The 24,397-nt window shown below is 70.8% G+C and carries 19 protein-coding genes; 12 read left to right on the forward strand and 7 right to left on the reverse strand.

The features are described from left to right. Positions 1 to 223: 223 nt before the first annotated feature. From pdhA to SLW55_RS16680, 6 genes are all read left to right on the forward strand, one after another. On the forward strand, positions 224 to 1,312 hold the full coding sequence (gene pdhA, locus SLW55_RS16655) for a pyruvate dehydrogenase (acetyl-transferring) E1 component subunit alpha (protein WP_017916506.1): 1,089 nt from the start codon (positions 224 to 226) through the stop codon (positions 1,310 to 1,312). After that, positions 1,305 to 2,384, forward strand: coding sequence for an alpha-ketoacid dehydrogenase subunit beta (locus SLW55_RS16660; RefSeq protein ID WP_043094489.1), 1,080 nt, complete (start codon positions 1,305 to 1,307; stop codon positions 2,382 to 2,384). Before pdhA ends, SLW55_RS16660 begins: the two co-directional genes overlap by 8 nt. Before the next feature lies 1 nt (position 2,385). Continuing rightward, the gene (locus SLW55_RS16665; RefSeq protein ID WP_017910228.1) at positions 2,386 to 2,736 is read left to right on the forward strand and encodes an SH3 domain-containing protein; all 351 of its coding nucleotides are present in this window, start codon (positions 2,386 to 2,388) and stop codon (positions 2,734 to 2,736) included. Continuing rightward, the gene (locus tag SLW55_RS16670) at positions 2,733 to 4,172 is read left to right on the forward strand and encodes a dihydrolipoamide acetyltransferase family protein (RefSeq protein WP_320745425.1); all 1,440 of its coding nucleotides are present in this window, start codon (positions 2,733 to 2,735) and stop codon (positions 4,170 to 4,172) included. The genes SLW55_RS16665 and SLW55_RS16670 overlap by 4 nt, the downstream gene beginning before the upstream one ends. Positions 4,173 to 5,108: 936 nt before the next feature. Continuing rightward, positions 5,109 to 6,680 carry a M4 family metallopeptidase gene (locus SLW55_RS16675; RefSeq protein ID WP_267092896.1) on the forward strand — a complete coding sequence of 524 codons (1,572 nt, stop codon included), beginning with the start codon at positions 5,109 to 5,111 and terminating at the stop codon, positions 6,678 to 6,680. Positions 6,681 to 7,400: 720 nt separating this feature from the next. After that, the gene (locus SLW55_RS16680; RefSeq protein ID WP_267121888.1) at positions 7,401 to 8,687 is read left to right on the forward strand and encodes a DEAD/DEAH box helicase; all 1,287 of its coding nucleotides are present in this window, start codon (positions 7,401 to 7,403) and stop codon (positions 8,685 to 8,687) included. Positions 8,688 to 9,010: 323 nt separating this feature from the next. On the opposite strand, the gene SLW55_RS16685 is transcribed toward SLW55_RS16680, so the two are convergent. Further along, positions 9,011 to 9,340, reverse strand: coding sequence for a DUF6172 family protein (locus SLW55_RS16685; RefSeq protein ID WP_152236762.1), 330 nt, complete (start codon positions 9,338 to 9,340; stop codon positions 9,011 to 9,013). Between the two features lie 165 nt (positions 9,341 to 9,505). On the opposite strand from SLW55_RS16685, the gene SLW55_RS16690 reads away from it, so the two are divergent. Further along, entirely contained in the window at positions 9,506 to 10,267 is a 762-nt protein-coding gene (locus SLW55_RS16690) for an SDR family NAD(P)-dependent oxidoreductase (protein WP_017909717.1), read from the forward strand. A 73-nt stretch (positions 10,268 to 10,340) separates the two neighbouring features. Here the strand turns inward: SLW55_RS16690 and SLW55_RS16695 are convergent, their stop codons facing one another. Beyond that, positions 10,341 to 10,973, reverse strand: coding sequence for an NAD-dependent dehydratase (locus tag SLW55_RS16695; protein ID WP_320745426.1), 633 nt, complete (start codon positions 10,971 to 10,973; stop codon positions 10,341 to 10,343). A 365-nt stretch (positions 10,974 to 11,338) separates the two neighbouring features. Between SLW55_RS16695 and SLW55_RS16700 the strand changes: the two genes are divergently transcribed. Both SLW55_RS16700 and SLW55_RS16705 read left to right on the forward strand, forming a co-directional pair. Next, the gene (locus tag SLW55_RS16700; protein WP_267100603.1) at positions 11,339 to 12,265 is read left to right on the forward strand and encodes a carbohydrate kinase; all 927 of its coding nucleotides are present in this window, start codon (positions 11,339 to 11,341) and stop codon (positions 12,263 to 12,265) included. Between the two features lie 91 nt (positions 12,266 to 12,356). Continuing rightward, the gene (locus SLW55_RS16705; RefSeq protein ID WP_017907901.1) at positions 12,357 to 12,857 is read left to right on the forward strand and encodes an MgtC/SapB family protein; all 501 of its coding nucleotides are present in this window, start codon (positions 12,357 to 12,359) and stop codon (positions 12,855 to 12,857) included. On the opposite strand, the gene SLW55_RS16710 is transcribed toward SLW55_RS16705, so the two are convergent. Beyond that, on the reverse strand, positions 12,818 to 13,444 hold the full coding sequence (locus SLW55_RS16710; protein ID WP_017914002.1) for a ParB-like protein: 627 nt from the start codon (positions 13,442 to 13,444) through the stop codon (positions 12,818 to 12,820). The genes SLW55_RS16705 and SLW55_RS16710 overlap by 40 nt on opposite strands. Positions 13,445 to 13,839: 395 nt before the next feature. Here SLW55_RS16710 and SLW55_RS16715 point away from each other — a divergent pair, with 395 nt between their 5' ends. Beyond that, entirely contained in the window at positions 13,840 to 15,450 is a 1,611-nt protein-coding gene (locus SLW55_RS16715; protein WP_320745427.1) for a diguanylate cyclase, read from the forward strand. Positions 15,451 to 15,556: 106 nt separating this feature from the next. Here SLW55_RS16715 and SLW55_RS16720 read toward each other — a convergent pair whose 3' ends face one another. After that, positions 15,557 to 16,453: a DUF808 domain-containing protein gene (locus SLW55_RS16720; RefSeq protein WP_320745428.1), complete on the reverse strand. Its 897-nt coding sequence runs from the start codon at positions 16,451 to 16,453 to the stop codon at positions 15,557 to 15,559. Between the two features lie 140 nt (positions 16,454 to 16,593). Between SLW55_RS16720 and SLW55_RS16725 the strand changes: the two genes are divergently transcribed. After that, positions 16,594 to 18,219: a dihydroxyacetone kinase subunit DhaK gene (locus SLW55_RS16725; RefSeq protein ID WP_320745429.1), complete on the forward strand. Its 1,626-nt coding sequence runs from the start codon at positions 16,594 to 16,596 to the stop codon at positions 18,217 to 18,219. Positions 18,220 to 18,424: 205 nt separating this feature from the next. Here the strand turns inward: SLW55_RS16725 and SLW55_RS16730 are convergent, their stop codons facing one another. Both SLW55_RS16730 and SLW55_RS16735 read right to left on the reverse strand, forming a co-directional pair. Continuing rightward, positions 18,425 to 19,606 (reverse strand): hypothetical protein, encoded by a 1,182-nt coding sequence (locus tag SLW55_RS16730; RefSeq protein WP_320745430.1) that lies wholly within the window; start codon positions 19,604 to 19,606, stop codon positions 18,425 to 18,427. Between the two features lie 84 nt (positions 19,607 to 19,690). Next, positions 19,691 to 19,831: a hypothetical protein gene (locus tag SLW55_RS16735; protein ID WP_017915346.1), complete on the reverse strand. Its 141-nt coding sequence runs from the start codon at positions 19,829 to 19,831 to the stop codon at positions 19,691 to 19,693. Between the two features lie 360 nt (positions 19,832 to 20,191). Here SLW55_RS16735 and SLW55_RS16740 point away from each other — a divergent pair, with 360 nt between their 5' ends. Continuing rightward, positions 20,192 to 21,883 carry an AarF/UbiB family protein gene (locus SLW55_RS16740; RefSeq protein WP_017908463.1) on the forward strand — a complete coding sequence of 564 codons (1,692 nt, stop codon included), beginning with the start codon at positions 20,192 to 20,194 and terminating at the stop codon, positions 21,881 to 21,883. 115 nt (positions 21,884 to 21,998) lie between these two features. Here SLW55_RS16740 and SLW55_RS16745 read toward each other — a convergent pair whose 3' ends face one another. Beyond that, the gene (locus SLW55_RS16745) at positions 21,999 to 24,377 is read right to left on the reverse strand and encodes a DUF3772 domain-containing protein (RefSeq protein WP_279364028.1); all 2,379 of its coding nucleotides are present in this window, start codon (positions 24,375 to 24,377) and stop codon (positions 21,999 to 22,001) included. Between the last annotated feature and the right edge of the window lie 20 nt (positions 24,378 to 24,397).

A 24,397-nucleotide genomic window follows, 5' to 3' on the forward strand; every position in this document is an offset into this window, starting at 1 on the left:
TGTACCACCGCCACCGGTGGACACCCACGCGCACATGAACGGCATGCATCGCAGTGCAACATCGGCGATACCCAACGCCATCAATCGGCAACGCGGCGCGACCACGCTTTTCTTGTGCGATACGGCATCGCCGCGTGCTGCGGTGCACGACGGCTTTTGTGCACGGCTTCCTTAACATGCCGACTCATATCATTTGAAACTTGTTGTCGAGAGCGCCATCGCCATGAGCATCGCCGCCCAGTTCGAAATTGAGTTCCTGCAGTACCTCGACGCGGGCGGCCAGCCGGTCCGCGACGCGCTTCCGGCCGACTCGGCCAACCCGCAGACGCTGCTGGCGCTGTTCAAGCAGATGCTCTACGTGCGCACCTTCGACAGCAAGGCGGTGGCCCTGCAGCGCACCGGCAAGCTGGGCACCTACGCCTCCTGCCTGGGCCACGAGGCCACCCACATCGGCATCGGCGCGTCGATGCGCCGCGGCGACGTGCTGGCGCCCAGCTACCGCGAGTACGGCGCCATGTTCATGCGCGGCGTGCGTCCGCGCGAGATCCTGCTGTACTGGGGCGGCGACGAGCGCGGCAGCGACTTCCAGCGCGATTCCGACGCCGCCCGCGACTTCCCGATCTGCGTGCCGATCTCCACCCAGTGCCTGCACGCCGCCGGCGCCGCGCTGGCGTTCAAGCTGCGCGGCGAACCCCAGGTGGCGGTGGCCACCTGCGGCGACGGCGGCTCGTCCAAGACCGACTTCTACGCCGCGCTCAACTCCGCCGGCGCCTACCAGCTGCCGTTGATCCTGTGCGTGATCAACAACGGCTGGGCGATCTCGGTGCCGCGCAACGCGCAGACCGGCGCGCAGACGCTGGCGCAGAAGGGCCTGGCCGGCGGCCTGCACTGCCTGCAGGTGGACGGCAACGACCTGATCGCCGTGCTCGAAGCGATGCGCCAGGCGCGCGAGCGCGCGCTGGCTGGCCAGGGCGGCACGGTGATCGAGTTCATGACCTACCGCCTGTCCGACCACACCACCGCCGACGACGCGCGCCGCTACCGCGACGACGCCGAGGTCAAGCAGGCCTGGGAACGCGAGCCGCTGCTGCGCCTGCGCACCTGGCTGAGCGCGCAGGGCCTGTGGAGCGAGGAAGAGGAAGCGGCGTGGAAGCAGGAATGCGCGCGCCTGGCCGACATCGAACTCAACGCCTACCTGGAAACCCCGGTGCAGCCGGTGGAAGCCATGTTCGATTACCTGTACGCCGACCCGCCGCCGGACCTGCTCGCGCAGCGCGCCGAGGCCATCGCCCTGGAGCAGCGCCATGGATGAGTTGAGCCCCCGCCTCGCCGATCACACGGCCGCGCCTGCGGCCGGCACCGCCCACAGCGCCGCCACCGCGCGCGGAGACAGCCCGATGACCAGCACGCCCATTACCCTGATCGAAGCGGTGACCCAGGCGCTGGCCTGGGAACTGCAGCACGACCCGTCGGTCCTGGTGCTGGGCGAGGACGTGGGCGTCAACGGCGGCGTGTTCCGCGCCACCGCCGGCCTGCAGCAGCGCTTCGGCGCGCAGCGCGTGCTCGACACCCCGCTGGACGAGACCACCATCGCCGGGCTCAGCGTCGGCCTCGCCGCGCAGGGCATGAAGCCGGTGGCCGAGGCGCAGTTCGACGGCTTCGTCTATCCGATGGTCGATCACCTGATCTGCCACGCCGCGCGCCTGCGTACCCGTACGCGTGGCCGCCTGCACTGCCCGATGGTGCTGCGCGTGCCGTGGGGCGGCGGCATCCGCGCGCCGGAGCACCACAGCGAAGCCAACGAATCCATCTTCACCAACGTGCCGGGCCTGCGCGTGGTGCTGCCGTCCTCGCCGCAGCGCGCCTACGGCCTGCTGCTGGCGGCGATCCGCGAGCCGGATCCGGTGATCTACATGGAACCCAAGCGCATCTACCGGCAGTACAAGGAAGTGGTCGCCGACGATGGCGAGGCGCTGCCGCTGGACGTGTGCTTCGTGCTGCGCGACGGCACCGACGTGACCCTGGTCGCCTGGGGCGCGCAGGTCAAGGAAGCGCTGGAGGCCGCCGACCGCCTCGCCGCCGACGGCATCAGCGCCGAAGTGATCGACGTGGCCACGCTGCGCCCGCTGGACTTCGACACCATCGCCGAGTCGGTGGCGCGCACCGGCCGCTGCGTGATCGTGCAGGAAGCCCCGCGCAGCGCCGGCTTCGGCGCCGAGATCGCCGCGCGCCTGGCCGAGCAGTCGATGTACGACCTGGTCGCGCCAGTGCAGCGCGTGACCGGCTACGACACCCACATCCCGCTGTTCCGGCTGGAAATGAAGTACCTGCCGAGCACCGACAAGATCGTCGCCGCGGCCAAGCGGGCGATGGCCGCGGGTTGATATGCAGGCACGTTTGATCAGCGATTACCGCGCCGCCTATCCGCATCCGATCCGCATCGCCGCCGGCGAGCGGGTCGCGCTGGGCGTGCGCGACGAAGAGTGGCCGGCGTTCGTCTGGATCACCGGCACCGCCGGCAGCGCCGGCTGGGCGCCGCTGGCCTGGCTGCAGCCGACCGGCGACGGCCATGCCGTGGCGATGCGCGACTACGACGCGCGCGAACTCGATGCCGCGCAGGGCGACACCGTCGTCCTGCATCACGAATACGGCGACTGGTGGTGGGCCGAGCGCGCCGACGGCACGCAGGGCTGGCTGCCGGCACGCGACCTGGAACTGCTGGAAGAGACCACATGAGCCAAACCAAGAATTTCAATCTGCCCGACCTGGGCGAAGGCCTGCCCGACGCGACCATCGTCGAGTGGTTCGTCAAGGAAGGCGACACCATCCGGCTGGACGAGCCGCTGGTGTCGATGGAAACCGCCAAGGCGGTGGTCGAAGTGCCCTCGCCGGTCTCCGGCAAGGTGCTGAAGCTGGCCGGCGCGCCGGGCGACATCGTCGTCACCGGCAGCATGCTGGCGCAGTTCGCGCCCGACCCGAACCTGCCGCAGCGCGCCGAAGGCCAGGACACCGGCCATCACCATGGCGGCGCGGCGCCGGCCGCGTCCGGCAAGGGCGCCGGCGCGGACACCGCTGCGGCCGACGACCGCGTGGTCGCCTCCGACGACGGCGGCGAACTGCACGACGCCGACAACGCGCAGGCCGCGGGCGAGCGCGACGATGCCGGCACCGTGGTCGGCGCGATGCAGAGCTCCAACACCGTGCACAGCGAGCAGGCCGTGTCGGTCGGCGGCGTGCGCGCGATGCCGGCGGTGCGCGCCCTGGCCAAGAAGCTGGGCGTGGACCTGGGCCGCGTGCGTGCCAGCGGCGCCGACGGCGCAGTCACCCTGGCCGACGTCAAGCAGGCCGCGGCCGATGGTTCGGCGAAAGCCGGCGCCGCTGCAGGAACGGCTTCGGCCGCGACTGCACGGAGCCCTGCCGTCGCGGCTGAAGCCGCTCCTGCGCCGGCCCGCACATCCCAAGCCGCACCTGCGCGCACCCCGCTCTCCGCCGCCGGCAAGCCGATGCGCACCCAGCCGCCGGGCGTGGCCGTGCAGGGCCAGCCCGAGCCGCTGAAAGGCGTGCGCCGCAACATGGCGCGGGTGATGGCCGAGGCGCAGCGCCAGGTGGTGCTGACCACGCTCAACGACGATGCCGACCTGCACGCATGGATGCCGGGCAACGACACCACCGGGCGCCTGGTGCGCGCGATCGTCGCCGCCTGTCAGGCGGTGCCGGCGCTCAACGCCTGGTTCGACGGCGAGGCGCTGACCCGCACCCTGCACGCGCACGTGGACATCGGCATCGCCGTGGACACCGACGACGGCCTGTTCGTGCCGGCCTTGCGCAACGCCGACATGCTCGATGCGCGCGGCGTGCGCGAAGGCATCAACCGCCTGCGCCAGCAGGTGGAGGCGCGCAGCATTCCGGCCTCGGAGCTGAGCGGCTACACCATCTCGCTGTCCAACTTCGGCATGTTCGCCGGCCGCTACGCCACCCCGATCGTGGTGCCGCCGTGCGTGGCCATCGTCGCCGCCGGCCGTGCTCGCCACCAACTGGTGCCGGTGATGGGCGGCGTGGAAACGCACAAGATCCTGCCGCTGTCGCTGAGCTTCGACCACCGCGCCTGCACCGGCGGCGAAGCGGCGCGCTTCCTGCGCGCGATGATCGACGACCTGGCGCTGCCGGGCTGAGCGCCGGCCGTCTTGCAGATCGGCCGACCTGCCTGACGCCAGACGGTGCATCTGCTGCGCTGACGCAGTAGATGCACCGCCATGGTGGTATGCACCCCCATTGTGGGAGGGACTTCAGTCCCGACGCGAAGAACTAAAGGCATTGGGATTGAGCCCGTTCTGCAGCGCAGGCCTCAGCGGCGACATAGAGGGGCGCGTGTTCTCTACGGTCTTCTACACACTTCGGGATGCTCTCCCGAGCAATTCCAGCACAGCGCGTCGGGGCTGAAGCCCCTCCCACAGGGCAGTGACCAAGCGCTACCGGCGGTCCGGGATTAGTGCTGCCGATCACTCCGCATGCATTCGGTGCACATCAGCCGATCTGCATAGAACCAGACGGTGCATCTGCGCACCAGGTACAGCAGATGCGTCCCGTGTGGGAGGGACTTCAGTCCCGACGCGACGAACTAAAAGCACCGCGATTGAGGCCGTTCTGCATTGGATGCCGCGGAGGCCACGCAGAGGCGCGCGTGGTCTCTGCAGTCTTCTACACACTACGGGATGCTCTCCCGAGCAATTCCTGCACAGCGCGGCGGGGCTTAAGCCCCTCCCACAGTGCAGGGACCAAGTGCTACCGGCGGTCCGGCATTGGTGCTGCGATCGCTTCGCATGCATTCGGTGCACATCCGCCGACCTGCATGCACCGTGATGGCGAACCGCTTGGCGCGATTGCGCGTCACACGTCGCAGCGACGGCGATACCGCATCTGCTCGATGCAAAAACCCTGAACGCAACCTGTCTACCACGCGACGCGACGCCGCCGTTATGGTCGCTGCACAGGGGGAGGCACTGCGCCGATCGGCCGCACTGCCCTGAACGTCATGCCACGCATCGCGCCACGGCCGCTCCGCTGCCGCGACGGCGCGCCCTTCCTTCTTGCGTTCGAGGATTCCGCTCATGACTCTGCCACGTCATCATCGTCCGTCGGTGCTGCTGCCCTCCCTGCTGATTGCGCTCGCCGCCACCTCCGCCAGCGCCGCGCAACGCGTGGATCTGCACGCCAAGAACCCGGACACGCTCGGTACCCAGTACCGCAGCGCCGCCGCGCGCGTCGGCGGCATACCGGCCGCGGCCGCGGTGCGCCATGCTGAACTGATCGGGCTGGACGCCGAGTCCGCGCTGACCCTGCTCGGCAGCAGCGAAGATGCCGACGGCACCGTGCACCGCCGCTACCAGCAGACTTTCCGCGGCATTCCGGTATGGGGCGAGCAAGTGATCGTCAGCGAGCGCGCCGACGGCAGCGTGCGCAGCCTGTTCGGCCGCTCGGTGGCTGGGCTGGCCAGCGAGTTGCCGGCGACTGCCGCCAATGCGCCCAGCGCCACGCTGACTGCCGACCGTGCGTTGCTGCTGGCCCAGCGCGTCGCGCTTGGCACCGCCCAGGCCGAGCGCCGCATCGAACGCGCGCAGGCGCCGCAGATGATCTACCTCGACGACAGCGACCGCGCGCACCTGGCCTACGTGGTGTCGTTCTTCGCCGATGCGCCGAACGGCGGCGCGCCGAGCAGGCCGTTCGTGATCGTGGATGCGCGCAGCGGCGCCATCCTCAAGCAGTGGGACGCGCTGACCACGCGCGACGCCACCGGCCCCGGCGGCAACGCCAAGACCGGCCAGTACGAATACGGCAGCGACAGCATCCACGGCTTCCTGGAGGTGGACGACAACTGCCGCATGCAGAACAGCAACGTCAAGTCGGTGAACCTCAACGGCGGCAGCTCCGGCACCACCGCGTACCAGTTCACCTGCCCACGCAACACCTACAAGGCCATCAACGGCGCCTACTCGCCGATCAACGACGCGCACTACTTCGGCGGCGTGATCGAGAAGATGTACCGCAGCTACGTCGGCGTGGCGCCGCTGACCTTCCAGCTGGTGATGCGCGTGCATTACGGCACGCGCTACGAGAACGCGTTCTGGAACGGTTCGACGATGAACTTCGGCGACGGCAACACGCGGTTCTATCCGCTGGTCAGCGCCGACGTCGCCGGCCACGAGGTCTCGCACGGCTTCACCGAGCAGCATTCCAATCTCACCTATTCCGGCCAGTCCGGCGGCATCAACGAGGCGTTCTCGGACATGGCCGGCGAGGCCACCGAGTACTACCTCAAGGGCACGAACGACTTCAAGGTCGGCACCGAGATCTTCAAGGCCAACGGTGCGCTGCGCTACATGGCCACCCCGACCCAGGACGGCAGCTCGATCGACAACGCCGCCAACTACCGCAGCGGCCTGGACGTGCATTACTCCTCGGGCGTCTACAACAAGGCGTTCTACACCCTGGCCACCACCTCCGGCTGGAACACGCGCAGCGCCTTCGAAGTGTTCGCTCGCGCCAACCAGCTGTACTGGACGCCCAGCACCAGCTTCAACAGCGGCGCCTGCGGCGTGCAGACCGCCGCGAGCGACCTGAGCCGCTCGGTAACCGCGGTGCGCAATGCCTTCGCCGCCGTTGGCGTGAGTTGCCCGCAGTAAGGTCCGCGAAGACGCGCACGGCCATCCGCGTGGATGGCCGTGCGTTGCAGTTCGGGATTGGGGATTGGGGATTGGGGATTGGGGATTGGCAACAGCTGCTCTCGCCGATCGTCGCGTAGGAGCGGCGCTTGTCCCCTTTTCGGGATCAGCCGCGACGGGCGAAGCGGCGTGCTTTCCGATGCCGCAATGCGTCGGGATTGAGGTCCATCCCCCAGTACACCCGGCGAGCTCGCCGCAAGCCCTTGTGGGAGCGGCTTCGGCCGCGACGGGCAAGCGGAGTGCTTTCCGGTGCCGCAATGCGTCGGGACTGAAGTCCCTCCCACAGTGCACTCGGCGAGCTCGCCGCACGCCCTTGTGGGAGCGGCTTCAGCCGCGACGGGCAAGCGGCGTGCTTTCCGATGCCGCAATGCGTCGGGACTGAAGTCCCTCCCACAGTGCACTCGGCGAGCTCGCCGCACGCCCTTGTGGGAGCGGCTCTTGTCCCCTTTTCGGGATCAGCCGCGACGCGCGAAGTGGCGTGCTTTCCGATGCCGCAATGCGTCGGGACTGAAGTCTCTCCCACAGTGCATCCGGCGAGCTCGCCGCCCGCCCTTGTGGGAGCGGCTCTTGTCCCCTTTTCGGGATCAGCCGCGACGCGCGATGGCCAGACGCGTCACGACGGAAGCCGCGCGCACGCCAGGTCGGCGATACTGTCCAGTCTCACCTTTGCTGCCCCTCCCGATGCCGTTCGCTTCCCTCGGTCTGTCGCCCGCGCTGTATCCCGCCTTCGCCGCCGCGCTCGCGCGCGTCGGCTGGCAGACGCCCACGCCGATCCAGCAGCAGGCGGTGCCGCAGATCGTCGCCGGCCACGATCTGCTGGCCATGGCGCAGACCGGTTCCGGCAAGACCGCGGCGTTCGCGCTGCCGTTGCTGCAGGCCTGCGCGCAGGCGGCCAGGCCGGCGCGCTCCACCCGCGTGCTGGTGCTGTTGCCGACCCGCGAACTGGCGGTGCAGGTCGCCGATACCTTCGTCGCGCTGGGCCTGGAATTGCCGCGGCGGCCGCGGGTGGTGGTGGCGGTCGGCGGCGTCTCGATCAATCCGCAGATGCTGGCGCTGCGCGGCGGCGCCGACGTGGTGGTGGCCACGCCCGGGCGTCTGCTCGACCTGCTGGCGCAGCGCGCGCTACAACTGGACGCGGTGGCGCACCTGGTGCTGGACGAGGCCGACCGCCTGCTCGACCTGGGCTTCGGCGCCGAACTGGAGCGGCTACTGCAACTGCTGCCGCCGACGCGGCAGACCCTGTTGTTCTCGGCCACCCTGCCAGCCCCGATCGCGGCGCTGGCCACGCGCCTGCTGCGCGCGCCGCGACGCATCGGCGACGCCGCCGACGCCGCACCGATCCCGGCGACGCTGCGCCAGCGCGCGATCGAGGTCGACAGCGACCGGCGTCTGGCCCTGCTGCAGCATCTGCTGGACCACGAGGCCTGGCCGCGCGCGCTGGTGTTCGTGGCCAGCCGGCGCAGCACCGAGCAGGTCGCCACGGCGCTGAGCAAGGCCGGCATCGCCGCGCAACCGCTGCACGGCGACCTCGCCCAGGGCCGGCGTCAGCGCACCCTGGACGCGTTCCGTCAGCAGCAGCTGCGCGTGCTGGTGACCACCGACCTGGCCGCGCGCGGCATCGACATCGCCGCGCTGCCGGTGGTGGTGAACTACGACCTGCCGCGTTCCACCGCGGACTACACCCATCGCGTCGGCCGCAGCGCGCGCGCCGGCGCCGAAGGTCAGGCGCTCAGCTTCGTCGATGTCGCCAGCGCGGCGCACCTGCGCCTGATCGAGAAACGCCAGGGCGTGCGCGTGCCGCGCGAACGCATCCCCGGTTTCGAGCCGACGCCTGCGCCGGCGCCAGCCGCCGCGGCGTCCACGGAAGCCGCCACCTCCACCGGTGGCGTCAAGGGCAAGCGGCCGAGCAAGAAGGACAGGCTGCGCGCGGCGCGTGCGCAGGGCGGGGAGCCGCCCGCGAGCGGCTGAGCGGCGCCGCGTGGGCTGTACCACGCTTTACTGCGGCATCCGTCGCCACACAGACGCGTGCCGAGATCAGGCACGTTTCCGGCCAGAACATCAGACCGACCGCGTCGCCATGCTACGCGGGCTTGTCGGACGGATCCGACCAAGGACGCCAGGAGCGTCCGCGCCAACGCGTGCCGCAGTCGGCCCTCCGGCCAGAAACGTCTGGAAGGCCTGCCGCAACACAGCAGGCGCTGCAGCAATGCCAAAGGGCGCGGGCAGTGGCCTGGCGTCGCACGTCGATGCCACGGCGCCGCCCCCGGCGCGACAGGCACGCCGAATCGCGCTTAGTCTTCGAAGGGATCGTGCTCGCTTTCGCCCTGCACGCCCTTGGCCCGCGGCGGCCGCGTGCACGCGCGGCTGCGGATCTCCACGTAGAACTGCTCGCCGCCGGCGGCGACCAGCGCGTCGACCGCACGCAGCAGTTCGGCCGGCGGCAGCACCGCGGCGGTGGCTTCCTCGGTGCCGAACAGGGTGTCGAAATCCCAGTAGTCCGCACCGGCCGGCAAGGTCTTGCGGCGCTCGCGGCGGATGTACTTGCGGATGTCGTGCTTGGCGGCGTCGAGCAGGCGGTCGGGATGCTTGCCTTCGATGCGGAGCCGGTAGGTCTTCTTCACTGCGGGAAATCCTGGAAAGGGAATGCGGCGGTCATCGCAGGGCGACGGCGCGGCGGGCGCACCGACGGACGGCGCGTACGACGGCCGCCATGGTGCCAGAAGCGGCCACGCGCTGCGGATTGCGCGGATAATCGGCGCACGCCCCACGGCACGCAGGAGCCACCGATGACCGATCCGTCCGCTTTCGCGGGATACCGCGTGCTCGTCGCCGGCGCCAGCCGCGGGATCGGCCTGGCGATCGCCGATGCCTTCGCCCGCCATGGCGCCGCAGTGGCGATCTGCGCGCGCAGTCCCGCGCCGCTGGCCGACGCCACCGCGCAGTTGCAGCGCCACGGCCACCCGGTCGCGGCGCAGTGCTGCGATCTGGCCGACGCCGCGCAGATCCAGACCTGGGTGGCCCAGGCCGCGGACGCACTGGGTGGCATCGACGTGATGATCAACAACGCCTCCGGCTACGGCCATGGCGACGACGATGCGAGCTGGCAGGCCGGCTTCGACATCGACCTGATGGCCGCGGTGCGCTGCAACCGCGCCGCGTTGCCGCAGCTGCGCGGCAGTGGTCGCGGCTGCATCCTCAACATCAGCTCGATCAACGGCCTGCGGCCGACGCCGCGGGTGCCGGCGTACTCGGCGGCGAAGGCGGCGCTGAACTATTACACGACCACCCTGGCGACGCAGCTGGCGCGCGAGCGGATCCGGGTCAATGCGATCGCACCCGGTTCCATCGAGTTCCCCGGCGGCCTGTGGGAGCAGCGTCGCCAGCAGCAGCCCGAGCTGTACCGGCAGATCCGCGCGAGCATTCCGTTCGGCGCCTTCGGCGCGATCGACGACGTCGCCAACGCGGCGCTGTTCCTGGCCTCGCCGCAGGCGCGCTGGATCACCGGCCAGGTGCTGGCGGTGGACGGTGGGCAGTCGCTGGGCGCCTGAAGTGCGTCGCGAGCGCGATGCTGCGCTCGCGCGCAATCTCCCATCCCGAATCCCCACTCCCCAATCCCCGCTCCTAAGCCAACTGCGCCGCCTCGATCACCTGCACGCCCGGGCGCGGCCGCAGCGCGGCATCGACCAGCGCCGCGGCGATGCGTCCGGCCGGATTGATCCGGTAGCGCCGCGGCAGCAACGGCCCGAGCGCACGCAACACCACGCTGGCGGCATGCTCGCCGCGGCGTCGTTGCGCACGCTCGCCGCCGATCAGGCCCGGCCGCACCAGGGTCAGCGACGGAAAGCCGAGCACGCGCAGGTCGTGTTCCAGATCGCCCTTGACCCGGTTGTAGAACGCCCATGACCGCGGATTCGCGCCCAGCGCGGAGTTCAGCGCGAAGGCCTCGGTGCCGTGCTGGCGCAGCAGCCGCGCGATCGCCAGCGGATAGTCGTGATCGACCCGACGGAACGCCGCGCGTGAGCCGGCCTGACGCATCGTGGTGCCGAGCGCGCAGATCGCCGCCTGCACCTGCCACCAGGGCGCCTGTGCCGGCAGCGCGTCGAAGTCGAGCACCGGGTTGTGCAGCTTGGGATGGACCAACTCCAGCGCGCGCCGGGTCGGCGCGATCACCGCGCTGCAGGCCGGCTCGGCCAGCAACTGGGTCAGCGCGTGGCCGCCGACCAGGCCGGTGGCGCCGGCGAGCAGGATTTTCATGTGAACGGCCTTGGTGTTGGCTGGGAGGGGCGACTATCGCAGGGGTGGTGGCAAGGTGCTGTCTGGGATGTTTGCGGCGGGCGGTGGGCTATGAGGCGCTGCGCGCTCGTACCCTCACCCCAACCCCTCTCCCGGGGGGAGAGGGGCTATGGCCGCACGGCTGTTCCCTTCTCCCCTCGGGACCATGGCCCCCTTTTCGGGGGAAGGTGCCCCGCAGGGGCGGATGAGGGTTCGGGGCGCCAGCCAGCCTGGTCCTCGCATGCTCCTGCCTGCCCCACCCCCGGTCGCCGCGCCGCAGCAGGTACGCCACAATAGCCGCCCCATCGCGCCGGCCGGCGCGCTGCAACCTGATGAGGAGCGGTTCGATGTTCGTGGTGTGCGGAGAGGCCTTGTACGACATCTTCATCGACGGCTATGCCGGCACCTCGGTCGCGATGACCGCGCGCCAGGGCGGTTCGCCGTTCAACGTGGCGATCGGCCTGGCCCGCCTGGGCGCGCCGTCGGCGCTGTTCACCGGCCTGTCCACCGACCCGCTCGGCCGCCAGCTGCGCGCCACCCTCGAAGGCGAAGGCGTGGCCCTGGACTACTGCATCGACAAGCGCGAGGCCACCACCCTGGTGATGGTCGCGCTCGACGCCGGCGGCGTGCCCAACTACGCCTTCTACGGCACCGGCTGCGCCGATCGCGCGCTGACCGAGGCCGACCTGCCGGCGCTGGACGCGCGCGTCGGCGGCCTGCATTTCGGCTCCTACACCCTGGTCGCCGAGACCACCGCCAGCACCTTCCAGGCGCTGGCCGAGCGCGAGCGCGGACAGCGGCTGATCTCGCTGGACCCGAACGTGCGGCCGACGGTGGAGCCGGACATGGCGGTATGGCGCGCGCGGCTGGCGCGCTGGATCGCGCTGGCGCACGTGGTCAAGGTCAGCCAGGAGGACATCGAGCTGCTGTATCCGCAGCAGGATCCGTTCGCCATCGCCCGCAGCTGGCTACAGCAGGGGCCGTCGCTGGTGGTGATGACCCTGGGCGGCGACGGCGCGGTGGCCTGGCGCGGCGACAGCGAAGCGCGTGTGCCCGGCCGCGTGGTGCAGGTGGTCGATACGGTCGGTGCCGGCGACAGCTTCCAGGCGGCACTGCTGCAGCAGTTGCCCGATCCGGCTGCGCTGGCGGCGCTGGGCAGCGAGCCGGCCGCGCTGGAGCGCCTGCTGCAGTTCTGCGTGGCCGCCGCAGCGATCAACTGCACCCGCGCCGGCGCCAATCCGCCCAGCCTGGACGACGTGCGCGCCGCGCTCTGAGGCCAGCCGACGGCATGCACGCGGCGCCCGCGGTTGGGTTGCCTATGATGGGCCGGCCGCCTGCGGCGACACATCCACCGGGAGACCTGCCTTGACCGACCTGTCCGAGATCGCCGTGCGCCTGGGGATCGCCGCCCTCGCCGGCGCGGCGATCGGCTTGAACCGCGACCTGCACGGCAAGCCGATCGGCATCCGCACGCTGGGCCTGGTCGGCCTGGCCACCGCGATGGTGGTGCTGCTGGCCGACCCGCTCGGCAAGGGCGGCTTCACCGATGCCGGCAGCCGCGTCATCCAGGGCATCCTCACCGGCATCGGTTTCCTCGGCGCCGGCGTCATCTATCACACCCAGAAACATGTGCGGGTGCATGGCCTGACCAGCGCCGCCTGTGTCTGGCTCACCGCCTGCGTCGGCATCATGTGCGGCGCCGGCCAGTGGCAGATCGTGGCCGTGTCGCTGGCCATCGCCTTCGTCATCCTGCTGTTCGGCGGCCGCGTCGAACGCGCCCTGCACGCACTCCTGGGCGGCAGGCCGGCGCATGACGCCACGCCGGATCAGTCGTCGGACAGCGGCCCGCACCAGCCCGGCAAATAGCTCGCCTCCTTGCTCTTGGCGAGCGCGAGCGCGGTCTCCATGGAACGGGCGAAATCCTCCTTGACGTCGCGGCGCCGCAGCCGGCGGCGGAACAGGTCGGCCCACAGGAACTCGCTGAACGGCGTGGTGTCCTTGGCGTAGCCGCCCGCGCGGCGCACCTCGCCGGCGAGGCTGCGGTAGGGATCGTCCTTCAGGTCGGCGATGGAGGTGGGCATGTCCTTGAACGGGCGGCGCTCGCCCTTGGCGTCGTAGGGATAGGCCCAGCGGCGATGATCCAGCACGCTCCACAGCGCGGCCTTGTCGACCATGCTGAGGTCGGCGATCACCGTGACCAGGATGTCCTCCACCCCTTCGTCGAGCAGTGCCCGCGCCAGATGGTGGTGATCGACCACGTAGTAGCGGCCATCCGGTCCCAGCACCACCGGGATCATGTGCGTGCCGAGCAGCTCTGCCTGCTTGTGCTTGGACGCGTGCGCGCGCCAGCGCTTGCGCTTCTCCTTCACCTCGCGCATGCCCACGGTCATCTGCGTGGGACGCAGGGACAGGATCGGAACGGGATGCAGCAGCGGTTCGCGGGGATCGGCCATGCTCAGTCTCCGTGGAAGTGTGCGCGCCGGCGGCAGGCGCGGCCGCCAGAGTGCCAGCGTCGTGCGCGTCTTGCACGGCGCCGCGGCACACGCTCCCCTCTCCCTCCGGGAGAGGGGCTGGGGGTGAGGGTGCGACGGCTAGGGAACCTCTTCCCCCAGACACCTCCCTAGCGAACCGCCCCCTCATCCGCCCCTCCGGGGCACCTTCCCCCGAAAAGGGGGCCATGGTCCCGAAGGGAGAAGGAAGCAAGGGGCCGGGGGTAAGGGTACGGCCGCCATGGAGTCCTCTTCACAGACACGGCGCCCGCCGGCTCAAGCACGCGCCGCCAGCGCCGATATCCAGTTCCTGAGCGCCAGCATGGGCGGCGCCTTGACCTGGGGAGGAGCCGGCTGGCATGTCGGATCAACGCGACGAGCCGCCGATCAGCGGACTGCGCAAGCTGCTGTCGCCACGTCGGCGCGATCCCGCGCCGACGACGGCCGCGACGCTGCCGGCGCGCGCGCAGGGGCACGGCCACGGGCACAAGCACGGCCACGCGGCGCCGCCCGCGGAGGCGGCCACCGATCCGGCTGCCGCCACCGCCGCGCTGATCCGCCTGTTCCAGGAGGCGCACGAGCCGCAAAGCCTGCTCGGCGCCTTCGCCGACGGCATGGCCTCGCTGCACGGCGAGCTGGGCGACATGGGCAGGCGCCTGCAGTCGGCGGCGAGCAGCGGCGACTGGCCCAGCTATGGCCGCGCACTGCGCCAGCTGATCGACAAGTACATCCGCACCATCGACGTCGACGACCCGCTGGCCGGGCCCAGCGACAGCGAGCGCCTACGCGACCTGCTGCGGCAGACCGTGGCCGGCGCGCTGGCGGCGCTGCTGCACACCCTGCCCGAGCTCGCCGGCGAGGCCGAGGCCAGCGGCGAGGCGCTGCGCCAGTGGCGTCCCGGGCAGCCGCTGGAACCGGTGGCGCAACAGGTGCGTGAGCTGTGCCACCAGATCGCGTTGCGCGCCAACGACGGCCAGGAGCAGCAGGCGCTGTTGCTGAGCCTGTTCGACCTGCTGCTGGAGAACGTGGGCGAACTGCTCGACGACACCAGCTGGCTGCAGGGCCAGATCGCGGTGGTGCGCGACCTGATCGCCGGGCCGCTGGACCGCTACTCGATCGAGGAGGCGCGCGGCAGCCTGCGCGAGGTGATCTACAAACAGGGCCTGCTCAAGCAGGGCATCGCCGAATCCAAGGAGGCGATGAAGGAGCTGATGCTGAGCTTCGTCGCGGACCTGGACGGCATGGCCGCCAGCACCGGCGAATTCCACGACCGCATCGCCGACTACTCGCAGACCATCCGCGACGCGCGCAGCATCGCCGACCTCAACCGCCTGCTGCAGGAAGTGCTGCAGGACACCAGCCACGTGCAGGAGCAGGCGCTGCGCGCGCGCGATCACCTGATCGCCGCTCGCCAGGAGGTGGAGGCGGCCGAGCAGCGCATCCTGCGCCTGGAGCAGGAACTGCAGGACGTCAGCGGCCTGGTGCGGGTCGACCAGCTCACCGGCGCGCTCAATCGCCGCGGCCTGGACGACCTGTTCGTGCGCGAACTGGTGCGCACCGAGCGCAGCGCGCAGCCACTGTGCGTGGCGATGCTGGACCTGGACGATTTCCGCAAGCTCAACGAGACCTACGGCCACCCCGGCGGCGACAGCGCGCTGCGCCACGTGGTGGAGGTGGCGCGCACCACGTTGCGCGCCAGCGATGCCATCGCCCGCTTCGGTGGCGAGGAGTTCGTGCTGCTGATGCCGGACTGCACGATCTTCGAGGCCAGTGCGGCGGTGACCCGCGTGCAGCGCGCGCTGGCCCAGCGCGCGGTGGTGCACGAAGACCAGCGCGTGTTCGTCAGCTTCAGCGCCGGCGTGGCGCTGCGCCAGCCCGGCGAAGCGCAGGACGCGCTGATCCGCCGCGCCGACCGTGCGCTGTACGAGGCCAAGAAGGCCGGCAAGAACCGGGTGGTGTCGGCAGACTAGCTGGCGCCGGCGTGGCCGGCGCGGGATTGGGGAGTCGGGATTGGGGATTGGCAAAAGCGGGAATGCGCGCCGCTGTTACGAATCCCGAATCTCCAATCCCGAATCCCTATTCCCGCACCTTCTTGATGCCCAGCACCACCGCCAGCACCACCGCGCCGGCCACGATTCCCACCACCGCATTGCCCACCGCAAGCACCAGGCTGCCCAGGCCGCCGGTCGGGGCGATCGCCTGGATGGCATGGTGCAGCGGGCCGATGCTGTGCACCAGGATGCCACCGCCGACCAGGAACATCGCCGCGGTGCCGGCGATCGACAGCGTGCGCATCAGCCACGGCGCCAGCCACAGGATGCCGCGGCCGATCGTCGCGGCGGCGGCGCCCTTGCGGCTCAGGTACAGCCCCAGGTCGTCGAGCTTGACGATGCCCGCGACCAACCCATAGACGCCTGCGGTCATCGCCAGCGCGATCGCCACCAGCACCGCGACCTGCTGCACGAACGGCACGCCGGCGACCACGCCCAGCGACAGCACGATGATCTCCGCCGAGAGGATGAAGTCGGTGCGGATCGCGCCCTTGACCTTGTCCTTCTCCAGCGCCACCACGTCCACCTGCTGGTCGGCCAGCGCCTGCACCTGCTGCGCGTGACGTTCCGCGTCCTCCTCCTTCGAATGCAGGAAGCGGTGCGCCAGCTTCTCCACGCCCTCGAAGCAGAGGAAGGCGCCGCCGATCATCATCAGCGGGGTGATCGCCCACGGCAGCCAGGCGCTGATCGCCAGCGCCGCCGGCACCAGGATCGCCTTGTTGAGCAGCGAGCCCTTGGCCACCGCCCACACCACCGGCAGTTCGCGGTCGGCGTTCACCCCGGTCACCTGCTGCGCGTTCAGCGCCAGGTCGTCGCCGAGCACGCCGGCGGTCTTCTTGGCCGCGACCTTGGTCAGGATCGACACGTCGTCGAGCAGGGTGGCGATATCGTCGAGCAGGGTGAACAGGCTGGCGCCGGCCATGCGGGGATTCCGTTCGGGGTGAGGGGCGATTCTCGCCGATTCCGCCGACCAGGTGCGTGAGCAGGCCGGCCTCAACCGCGCGTAACGCCGGCCCGGCTATCGTGCGTCACACCGCCGCACGGCCTGCACAGGACACCCGCATGGACCAGTTCCTCACCGCCCCCCGCGCCATCGTCGACGACGTGCTCGCGGCCGCGGCCATGCTGCAACCACTGCGGCTGTCCGAGACCGACAGCGGCACCCGCATCGTGCTGCAAGCCGTGCGCGATCCGCGCCAGGTCGCGGTGCTGTCCGGCGGCGGCGCCGGGCACGAACCGGCGCATGCCGGCTTCGTCGGCCCGGGCATGCTCAGCGGCGCCATCGCCGGCGACCTGTTCGCCTCGCCCGGGGTGGAGGCGGTGCTGGCGGCGATCCGCGCCTGCGCCGACGCGCCCGGCGTACTGCTGGTGATCAAGAACTACACCGGCGACCGGCTCAACTTCGGCCTGGCCGCCGAGCGCGCCCGTGCCGAGGGCATCGACGTGGCCAGCGTACTGGTCGCCGACGACATTGCCCTGCCCGACGCGGCGCAGCCGCGCGGCATCGCCGGCACGGTGCTGGTGCACAAGTACGTGGGCCACCTGGCGCGCGAGGGCGTGCCGCTGGCCGAACTGGCGCAGCGCGGCCAAGCCTTCGCCGACCGCCTGCTGTCGCTGGGCATGGCGCTGTCCAGTTGCAGCGTACCCGGCCAGCAGGTCGGCCGCCGCGCGCCGGAACTGGGGCTGGGCATCCACAACGAGCCCGGTGCGCGGCCGGTGCAGCCGGGCGCGGTGGAAGAGGCACTGGCGCTGGTGCTGGACCCGCTGCTGGCGCAGGCCGATGCCCGCCTGGGCGCCGACGCGCCGCTGGTGCTGATGCTCAACGATCTCGGCGGCTGCTCGACGCAGGAACTGGGCGTGCTGACGCGGCTGGCGTTGCAGCGCATCGGCGTCGCGCGGGTCGCGCTGATGCCGGTGCCGGCAGCGCTGATGACCTCGATGGACATGCACGGCTTCTCGATCACCCTCGCCCCGGCCGACGCCGACGTGCTGGCCGCACTGCAGGCACCGGTGCAGACCCTGGGCTGGCCCGGCGTGCGTGTGCCGCATGCAGTGCAGACCTTTGCGCCGGCACTGAAGCGCGACGACAGCCACCGCGATGGCCCGCGCGATGCGCAGTGCGCAGCGGCCCTGGGCCGGGTGGCGCAAGCCCTGATCGCCGCGCAGGCCGAGCTGGACGCGCTGGATGCGCGCAGCGGCGATGGCGACGCCGGCAGCACCTTCGCCGCCGGCGCGCGCGCCCTGCGGCAGGCGCTGGACACCGATGCGCTGGCCACCGGCGACGCTGCCGCACTGGCGCGCGGCCTGGCGGCGACGATCGAACACAGCATGGGCGGCTCCAGCGGCGTGCTGCTGTCGATCCTGTTCACCACCGCTGCCGGTGCGCTGGCGGACGGCCGCGACTGGGTGCAGGCGCTGCAGGCCGGCGTGGCGCGGATGCAGCACTACGGCGGCGCGCAACGCGGCGACCGCACCCTGCTCGATGCGCTGCTGCCGGCACTGGACGCCCTGGCGCAGGGCGCCGACGTGGAGGCCGCCGCGCGCGCCGCCCGCGCAGGCGCCGATGCCACCGCCCAACTCACCCGCGCCGGCGCCGGCCGTGCTGCCGCGGTGCCCGCGGACGCCTTACGTGGCGTGATCGATCCCGGCGCCGAAGCGGTGGCGCGGGCGTTCGCAGCGTGGCGGTGAAGCGGCCGGTCGGGTCGGCCGATGCGGTGCGAGGCAGGTATGGGTCAATCGGGGCGGCAGGCGTGTTCGGGAATGCCCGTCGCGGCTGAAGCCGCTCGTACAAGGCTTGCGGCGAGCTGTCCGAGCGCACTGTGGGAGGGACTTCAGTCCCGACGCGCGCAAGCCAAAATCGCCAGTTGCTTCGGAGCAACGCCCCGTCGCCCCCCTACTCCGCCGACGCCGCGTCCAGCACCTGCGCCACCGCCTGCAGCGATCCGCGCACCGAACCGGACTGCAGCGCCAGCGGCTGAGTCTTGCCGCGCACCACCACCTCCATGCGCTGCGGCACACCCTGCGCGTTGCCGACGATGCGGTAGGTGGTGTCGCCACGCGCGAAGCTGAGCAGATGGCGGTCGGCGTCGTAGTCCATCGCCTCGCCCTGCGCGTCCGGATACAGCAGATCCACCCGCTGCTGCGCGCCAAGCGCCGCGTAGTACGGCGCGCCGCTTGCGCCGTCGCCGACATTGGCGAACACCACGATGCGCTTGCCAGCCGGCGCCAGGCGGAACTCGAGCAGGATCTTGCGCTGACCCACCGCCGTCTCGCCTTCCTCGTCCCACAGGTAGTGCATGTCGGCCACGCGCTTGCCGGCACGGTCGCGGTACACCGTCTCCTGCGCCAGGCCCGGCCCCTCGCTGCGCGCATCCTCCACCACCTCGCGCTCCAGCAGCGGCGCGCCGTCGCGTACCGAATACGTCGCGTACTGGTGCCAGCAACAGCCATCCTTGGTCATGGTGTGGATCTCGCGGGCCTTGGCATCCACCTGGAACAGGCCGCAGTTGCTCTGCGCCAGTTCGGTGAAGCCGGGGCTGGCCTCGAATCCGTCGGCGGTGCCCAGGTACACCTGGTAGGACGGGCCGTGATAGCAGCTGTTCTGCCCGTCCATCACCGCCAGGTCCTTGATCCCGTCGAAATTGAAATCGTCGTAGATCAGCACGCTCTGCTCGCCGTACGGCAGTTCGTGCACGTTGGCCTTGACCTTGCCGCTCTTCGCATCGGTGTCCACCACCAGCTCCGGCGAGGCCACCTCGAGCAGCGGCGTGGCATTGCCGCGGGCGAACACGCGCACGATGCCGGGACGGAACACCTCGCCGCTGTCCTCGATCTCCAAGGTGGCGCGGTAGCGATCGGAGAAGTCCTGCAGGTCGTAACGGCGGTGCGTGCTGGCGGCGAAGGCCTTGGCGTCGAAGTCGTCGCCGGCATACCGCTGGGTCTGCGTCGCGGCGGTCGCGGTCGCGGTCGCGGTCGCGGTCGCGGTCGACGACAACAGCACAAGCAGCAAGGCCAGGCGTGCACGCGCCGACAGCACACGGGCATGGCCAACGGCATGCGAGACGATGAAGGACATGGTGGCGTTCCTGGCGACGGGCAACGGAGGCCAAGGGTAAGGCCGGCCGTGGCGGCCGGCCAGAGGCCAGCGGACCTTGGCGCGTCAGAACAGCGCGCGTGCCAGCGCCCGCAGCGCCGTGCGCGCCTCGGTGGCGATGCCGCCGCCGTCCTCGCCCAGCCAGGCCGCCACGAGCAGCACCACGACCACCCCAGCCGCCAGCAGCGCGAGCCGACGCCACCTCATCGGTCGAGAGCCCTGCCGAACAGGCAAGGTGCCGGTGCAGCACGTCGCGTGGCTGGCGTCATCTGCAATCGGTCGACGCACCACGACCGTCCGTTGCATCCCTGCCCGCTCACCGCCATCGCCACTCACCCTGCTGCAAAACTGCGCGCTGTTCTCTGGCTCTCGTTGCGGGGCAGGATACGCCGTGGGTGCGTCGTCCCAGCAACGGCCGCCGCCGGGCTGGCCGACAGCGCCGTCGCCGACCTTGCCGCCGGCACCACGCCCGAGCACCTGCGATCCACGACGCGCAGCGGGATTCACCACGCGACGACCCGGCCGTCGCCACACTCGATCGCGCCCATCCCTTGCCCGGAGCCCACCTTGAGCGCGACGCCCGACGCTGCGGCCACCCCGCACGTGATCGGCGGCCTCAGCCGCCGCACCCAGATCCTGCGCCTGCTGCTGCGCTACCGCAGCTCCGGGGTGTTTTCCGGCATGGACATGGAGACCGCCCAGGGCGAGCACGAGCTGCCGCCGGAAGGTACGCCCGAACAGTTCGTCACCGACCTGGAGGCGCTCGGCCCGACCTTCGTCAAGCTCGGGCAGATGCTGTCCACGCGCCCGGACGTGGTGCCGCCGGAGTTCGCCACCGCCCTGGAGCGGATGCAGGAGAACACCACGCCGATTCCGAGCGAACGCATCCGCGAGATCGTCGAGGCCGAGCTCGGCGTCGGCATCAACAAGGCCTTCTCCGCCTTCGACGACACCCCGCTGGGCAGCGCCTCGCTGGCGCAGGTGCACCGCGCCGCGCTGCGCGACGGCACCCCGGTGGCGATCAAGGTGCAGAAGCCCGAGGTCGCCGCGCAGGTGCGCGCGGACCTGGAGGTGCTGCGCAGCTTCGCCAGCGCCGCCGACAAGCTGACCGGGCTGGGCCGGCGCATCCGCTTCGCCGACTGGCTGGCCGAGTTCGGCAAGGCGCTGCTGGCCGAACTGAACTACGAGGCCGAGGCCGAGAACCTGGCGCGCTTCGGCGAGCACCTGCGGCCGTTCCCGCAGCTGTGGGTGCCGCAGCCGGTGTGGGACCTGAGCAGCCGCCGCGTGCTGACCATGCAGCTGGCCGAAGGCGTGCGCGTGGACAAGATCTCCGGGCTGCGCCGCACCGAGCAGCCGATGGACGACCTGGCCGCGGCGCTGGTGCGCGGCTACCTGGACCAGATGTTCGTGCACGGCGAGATCCACGCCGATCCGCATCCGGGCAACCTGCGCGTGCTCGCCGACGGACGCCTGGCGATCTTCGACCTGGGCATGGTCGCGCACGTGCCGCCGAAGCTGCGCGAGCGCCTGCTCAAGCTGCTGTTCGCCGCGGTCGACGGCCGCGGCGAGGAAGTGGCCGAGGAAACCATCGCGCTGAGCACGCGCCTGGAGGACTTCGACGAGGAGCGCTACCAGCGCGAGACCGGGCAGATGATCGCCCGCTACGCGGCGCACGACGCCATGTCCGAAGGCCGGGTGGTGCTGGACCTGGTGCGCATCGCCACCGCCTACGGGCTGCGCACGCCGCCGGAGCTGAGCCTGCTCGGCAAGACCCTGCTCAACCTGGAAGCGGTGTGCCGCGCGCTGTCGCCGCACCTGGACACGCGCGTGGTGGTCGAGGACCAGTTGCAGCACGTGATGCGCGCGCGCCTGAAGAAGTCGCTGTCGGCGGCCAACCTGGCCAGCGAGGCAATGGAGCTGCAGGCGCTGCTGCGCGAAGGCCCGCGCCGCATCTCCGACATCCTCACCCTGGCCGCGGAGAACCGCCTGCAGGTGCGCGTGGCCGGGCTGGAGGAATCGCGGCTGATGGAGAGCCTGCAGAAGATCGCCAACCGCGTCGCCGCCGGCATCGTCACCGCCGCGCTGATCCTGGCCTCCACGCAGATGATGCGCATCGACACCGGCAGCAAGCTGTTCGGCTACCCGGCCATCGCGATGGTGCTGTTCCTGCTCGGCGTGATCCTGGGCCTGGGCATCGTGGTCAGCGCGGTGCTGTTCGACCGACGCATCCGCGCGCGCGAGGAACGCGGGAGGCGCTAAAAGCTGGGAGTGGGGAATCGGGAATGGGGAATCGCAGGAGCGGCTTCAGCTGCGACCTGCAGCACCGGTAGCTGGCGGCCAAAGTCGCTTCGCGCTCCACCACTCCCCGATCCGGCTACTCCTGAGGATCGCGTAAAAGCTTCACCTCCTGCGGCGACTCCAGGGCGATGCCCTCCTCGGCCAGGCGCTGCAGCAGGGCGAAGAACAGTTCGCTGCGGGTGCCGTAGGTCAGCCGCGGCGAGGCCACGTAGGCGAAGCTGTTGAGGGTGACGTGGCCGTTGGCGATGGAGTCGATGAACACCGACGGCGCCGGGTCGTCCAGCACGCCCGGGTGCGCCGCGTACAGCTCCAGCAGCAACGCGCGCAGCTTGCCGACGTCGGTACTCAGCGACACCGCGAACTGGATCTGCACCCGGCCCAGCGGCCCGGCCAGGGTCATGTTGCGCAGGGTCTTGGTGATCAGTTCGGAGTTGGGCACGATCAGGGTGGAGCGGTCGCCGACCTGGATCTCGGTGGCGCGCACGCTGATCCGGCGCACGTCGCCCTCCTGGTCGCCGATCTTGATCCAGTCGCCGATCTTGACCGGGCGCTCGGCGAGCAGGATCAGGCCGGACACGAAGTTCTGGGTGATCGACTGCAGGCCGAAACCGATACCGACCGACAGCGCGCTGACCACCAGCGCGATCCGCTCCAGGCCGATGCCCAGCGCGGCCAGCGCCCACAACGCCGCCAGGATGATGCCGACATAGCGCGCCACCGTGCTGATCGAGTTGCGCGAGCCGTCGTCCAGTTCGGTCTTGGGCAGGTAGGTCTGGGTCAGCCAGCGATGCAGGTACTGCATGACGCCCAGGCCGAGCAGCAGCACCAGCACCGCGCGGGCGATCGCGCCCGGATACACCACCACCTTGTCGCTGAGGCGGATGCCATCGGACAGCAGCGAGAACCAGTCCGAGACGATCGAGACGTTGGTGCCGAACGGCATCAATAGCGCGCCGACGCCGATCAGCAACAGCACCACCCGTATCAGTGCCGAGGTCAGCACCCCGGCCTGCTCCAGGCTGCTCGAGCGCACCCCGAACGCGCCATTGGCGGCGCGGCCGATGCGGCCTTCGCTGGCGAACAGCCACAACGCGAAGTCGTCGGCGAAGGTCATCAGCAGGCGGATCGCGCCGACGATCATGGTGATCCAGATGATCTGCCGGGTGATGAACAGGCCCAGGTGCAGATAACCCAGCAGCGCCGCCAGCAGCGCCACCACCACCGCGACCTTGACCAGCACGCCGATCAACGCCAGCGCACCGCCGTGCTGCCCGGGCGGCGGCGGTTGCGCGTTGGCCAGGGCCTGCGCCGCCGCTTCGGCGTACTGGCGCCGGCGCAGCCGCGACAGGCTGGTCAGGGTGGCCAGGATCAGCACGCCGTAGACCAGCGCGATCACCCCGTCGGCGGCGACGGTGGCCGAGTCGCTGGTGCGCGCGGCCTGGTTGATCACCAGCAGCATGCTGCTGAGCCAGGCCAGCGCCGCGGTGGCCCAGGTGTACTTGCGCAGGCGTCGCGCGGTGGCGTCGTCGATCGGGAACAGCCGCCAGCTCGGCTGGTTCGGCAGCAGCACGCTGGCGCCGAGCGAGCCCATGAAGGCCGCGGCGAAGCTGACCACCACGAAGCCGTTGAGTACCGCGTCCAGGCGCTCCGGCACCGCATCGATGCTGCGCAGCGCCTCGGCCAGGGCCAGCGCGGCCAGGCCCGGGGTCAACGTGCCCAGCAGCAGGAACCAGATCGCCAGACCCGACCGGCGCAGGCGGCTGCCCGGCGCGCGCGACACCGCATAGCGCTTGCCCAGCCAGCGCAGCAGGTAGCGCAGCGGGAACAGCAGGATCAGCGCGATGGCGATGCCGACGCCAAGCGCGCCGCTGCCATGCTCGGCGATCGCGTCCTGCAGCGACTGCATGCCGAGCGTGTACAGCGCCAGCAGCTTGGCCTGGTCGTCGGGGAAATCGGCGGCGATCTGCTTCCACAGCGCCGGCGACAGCGGCGACGGCGAGCGCAGCGACAGCTCCTGGCTGAAATGCTCGGCGCGCGCGCGTTCGATCTCGTCGGCCAGCTGCCGCGCCTCCACCACCATCAGCTTGCCGCGTTTGACCCCCGAGTCCAGGCTGTCGCGTTGCTTGGTCAGCGCCTTGCGCTGCGCAACGATGTCGGGGGAGTCGCCGGTGGCGGCCGCACCGAGTTGCTGCAGGCGTGCATTGACCTGCGCCAACTGCTGCGAGAGCGCATCGGCGGCAGTCTGCGCATCGTTGGAGGCGTCGGAGACCTGCGTGACCAGGTCCTGGAAGGCGGCCTGGTTGCCGGCATCCACTTCCTTGCCGCGCGCGTCCTTCAGCGACTTTGCGGCGTTGTCCAGCAGGGTCTGCGGGTCCGGCGGTGCGTCGGCGGCGTCCTGCGGCTGGGCCGACGCCACCGCCGCGCACAGCCACAACAGCAGCAAGGCGTAACGCAACAGGAAAGAGGACGACGCGG

It is taken from the genome of Xanthomonas sp. LF06-19, from assembly GCF_034105425.1.
Taxonomy (GTDB): Bacteria; Pseudomonadota; Gammaproteobacteria; order Xanthomonadales; family Xanthomonadaceae; genus Xanthomonas_A; species Xanthomonas_A sontii.